Raw genomic sequence first — 3,477 nt, 5'->3', positions numbered from 1 at the left:
GCCTGCCGGTCATGGTGTGGATCCACGGCGGCGGCTACGCCTTCGGCGCCGGATCCGCCCCCGGCTACGAGGGATCGGCCTTCGCCCGGGACGGCGTGGTGTACGTATCGATCAACTACCGGCTGAACGTCGAGGGCTTCCTGCCCGTCGCCGACCGCCCCGCCAACCTGGGCCTGCGCGACCAGGTGGCCGCACTGACCTGGGTGCGCGAGAACATCGCCGCATTCGGCGGAAACCCCGGCAACGTCACCGTCTTCGGCCAGTCCGCCGGGGCGGTGAGCGTCATGAACCTGCTCGCGATGCCCTCCGCCCGAGGGCTCTTCTGCCGCGCCATCGCCCAGAGCGGCGTCAGCATGACGGATGTGTCCCGCACGCAGGCCCACGAAGCCACCGACCGGCTGGCCCGGCTCCTGGGCGTGCCCGCCACAGTCGAAGGGTTCGCCGGCGCGGATCCTGCCGCGACACAGGAGGCAGTGCTGCAACTGGCGCTGGAATACAACGAACCACAGCGCTGGGGCGCGCAGTCGTTCCTCGTCAGCCCCTTCCGCACGGTGATCGACGAGGAAACCCTCCCGCAGGACGTCCTCACCGCCCTGGCCGGGGGAGCCTCCGCGGACGTCGAGGTGCTCGCCGGAACCACCCGCGACGAGACCATCAGCTTCCTGGCCCAGCGCGGCCAACTCGACCGCCTCCACGAGGGCTTCGAGGAATCGGCACTGAAGGCCTTCGGACTCACCCGCGACGATCTCGCCGTCTACGGCCAGGCCTCACGCCCCGGTGCGTCCCTGCACGAACTCGTACAGGCCGCCTGGACCGACTGGGCCATCCGCATCCCTACCCTGCGCCTGCTGGAAGCCCACCAAGGCCCGCACTGGGCGTACGAATTCACCTGGCAGAGCCCGGTGCTGCCGCCGGGCAGCGGTGCGGCCCACACGCTCGAGGTGCCCTTCGTCCACGACAACCTGGCCGCCGTCCCCGCCGAGAGCGGCCTGCTCGGCGAGGAACCGCCGCACCACCTGGCCACCCTCATGCACCAGGCCTGGACTGAGTTCGCCCACGGACGCGGCCCGGGCTGGCACGGCTACGACACCACGCGCCGCGTGACGATGCGCTTCGACGTCGACAGCGGGCCCGTCGACGACCTGGCGGGCGCCGAGCGGCAACTGTGGCAGGGCATCCGATGAGCACCTCCGTCCCGGCCCCCGCCGCACTGATCACCGGCACCGGCGGCACCGCGCACCCTGCGCCCGCCGCCGTGCCCGTCGACCTCTCCGCATGCGCCACCGCGCCCGCCCCGGGCGAGCGCTGACGACACACGAAAGGGGCATCATGTTTCTCACCCAGCCCTTGCACCGCATGCTCCAGCAGACGCCCGACGCCCCGCTCACCGTCTACCAGGACCGCACTCGCACCGCGCGCGCATCAGCGCACCGTATTTCCTGTCTTGCGGGCGCACTCAAGGCCCTGCATGCCGCACCGGGCGACCGGATCGCGATCCTCGCGCACAACTCCGACCGCTACCACGAAACCCTGCTGGCCACCTGGTGGGCGGGCGCCGCCGTCGTCCCGGTGAACATCCGCTGGAGCGCACAGGAGATCAGCTTCTCGCTGCACGACTGCGACGCACGCATCCTGTTCGTCGACGACACCTTCGCCGGCCTGGTCGCCGCACTGGACAAGGCGCCGGTCACCGTCGTGCACTGCGGCGAGGGCCCCACCCCGCCCGGCATGCTCGCCTACGAGGACCTCATCGAGGCCACCTCACCCGCCGACGACGCGTGCCGTGGGGGAGAGGAACTGGCGGGCGTCTTCTACACCGGCGGCACCTCCGGCACGCCCAAGGGCGTCATGCTCACCCACACCAACATGATGCTGTCCGCCATGGGCAGCCAGGTCACCGGCCGGCTCGCCACCCCCGGAGGACGCCTGCTGCACTCGGCGCCGATGTTCCACCTGGCCGACCTCGCCATGTGGGTCACGCAGAACCTCGTCGGCGGATGCCACGTCATCCTGCCCGGATTCGAGGCGGGCGCCGTCCTGAGGGCGATCCAGACGCACCGCCCCACCTCCGCGCTGCTGGTACCCACCATGATCCAGGCGCTCGTCGACCACCCCGGCCTGGGCGAACACGACCTGTCCAGCATGCGCTCCATCGTCTACGGGGCCTCCCCCATCCCCGAACCCGTCCTGAAACGCGCCATGGACGCCTTCCCCGATGTCGCCTTCAGCCAGGCCTACGGCATGACCGAAGCCGCCCCCATGGCCACCCTGCTCACCGGCGAGGACCACCGAGCAGGCCGACGGCTGCGCTCGGCGGGCCGGGCTGCCGCGCACTGCGAAGTGAAGATCGTCGACCCCGGCGGGAACGAGGTACCGCGCGGCACCGTCGGCGAGATCGCCCTGCGGGGCGGCCACATCATGCGCGGCTACTGGGGGAGACCCGAAGAAACCACCGGGGCCCTGCGCGAGGGCTGGCTGCACACCGGCGACGGCGCCTACATGGACGACGACGGCTACCTCTTCGTCGTCGACCGCCTCAAGGACATGATCATCACCGGGGGCGAGAACGTCTACTCCGCCGAAGTGGAGAACGCCATCGCCCAGCACCCGGCCGTCGCGGCCTGCGCCGTGATCGGCCTGCCCGACGAGGAGTGGGGAGAACGCGTCCACGCCGTCCTCGTCCTGCGCGAGGGCCATACCGTCACCGCGGACGAGATCCGCCGGCACACCAAGTCCCTCATCGCCGGCTACAAGGCCCCCCGCAGCGTCGAGTTCACCGACGCCCTGCCGCTCTCCCCGGCCGGAAAGATCCTCAAGCGCGAACTGCGCGCCCCGCACTGGAGCCACAGCGACCGCTCGGTCCACTGACCCCGCGCACCGCACTTCCGCACACCGCACCTTCCGCACACCACCTGGACGGAACAGCACATGACTGCAACGGCACGTGTCACCGGCGTGGGAATGATCCCCTTCACCACCCCCAGCAAGAGCGAGACCTACGACGTCATGGCCGAGCGCGCCGCACGCGCGGCCCTCGCCGATGCAGGGCTCGACTACCGCCACATCCAACAGGCCTACGCCGGCTACGTGTACGGCGATTCGACGGCCGGACAGCGCGCGCTCTACCCCCTGGGCGAGAGCGGCATCCCCATCGTCAACGTCAACAACAACTGCGCCACCGGGTCGACGGCGCTCTTCCTGGCCCGCCAGGCCGTGGCGAGCGGCGCCGCGGACTGCGTGCTCGCCCTGGGCTTCGAACAGATGCGGCCCGGCGCCCTGGCCACCGTATGGCCCGACCGCCCCCAGCCGCTGGCCCGCTTCGAGGACACCGCCACCGCGGTGCAGGGCCCCAGCACCGCACCGGCGGCAGCCCGGCTGTTCGGCGGTGCCGGCGCCGCCTACGCCGAACGGCACGGACTGGCCCCCGACACCTTCGCCCGTATCGCGGTCAAGGCCCGCGCCCATGCCGCACACAAC

Annotated in this window: 3 protein-coding genes and 1 pseudogene; all 4 read left to right on the top strand. The window is 71.2% G+C overall.

Annotated features, from left to right (window positions below):
* Window positions 1-1,184: carboxylesterase/lipase family protein (locus ACQKIP_RS43045; protein WP_427745505.1), on the top strand; the 1,184-nt coding region annotated here is incomplete at its 5' end.
* Complete coding sequence (locus ACQKIP_RS43040) at window positions 1,181-1,309, top strand: hypothetical protein (protein WP_365853646.1); 129 nt, start codon at window positions 1,181-1,183, stop codon at window positions 1,307-1,309. The genes ACQKIP_RS43045 and ACQKIP_RS43040, both read left to right, overlap by 4 nt.
* A 20-nt stretch (window positions 1,310-1,329) precedes the next feature.
* Window positions 1,330-2,868: an acyl-CoA synthetase gene (locus tag ACQKIP_RS43035; RefSeq protein ID WP_365853644.1), complete on the top strand. Its 1,539-nt coding sequence runs from the start codon at window positions 1,330-1,332 to the stop codon at window positions 2,866-2,868.
* Between the two features lie 60 nt (window positions 2,869-2,928).
* Window positions 2,929-3,477: pseudogene (locus ACQKIP_RS43030) on the top strand (lipid-transfer protein); the annotation flags it as partial.

Origin of the sequence: Streptomyces sp. NPDC059900, assembly GCF_050270335.1 — a bacterium.
Taxonomy (GTDB): Bacteria; Actinomycetota; Actinomycetes; order Streptomycetales; family Streptomycetaceae; genus Streptomyces.
This window is presented reverse-complemented; position numbering and strand designations above follow the sequence as displayed.

Coding starts and splice junctions, on each gene's coding strand:
- ACQKIP_RS43040 (WP_365853646.1), top strand. CDS start 1,181: ATGAGCACCTCCGTCCCGGCCCCCGCCGCACTGATCACCGGCACCGGC.
- ACQKIP_RS43035 (WP_365853644.1), top strand. CDS start 1,330: ATGTTTCTCACCCAGCCCTTGCACCGCATGCTCCAGCAGACGCCCGAC.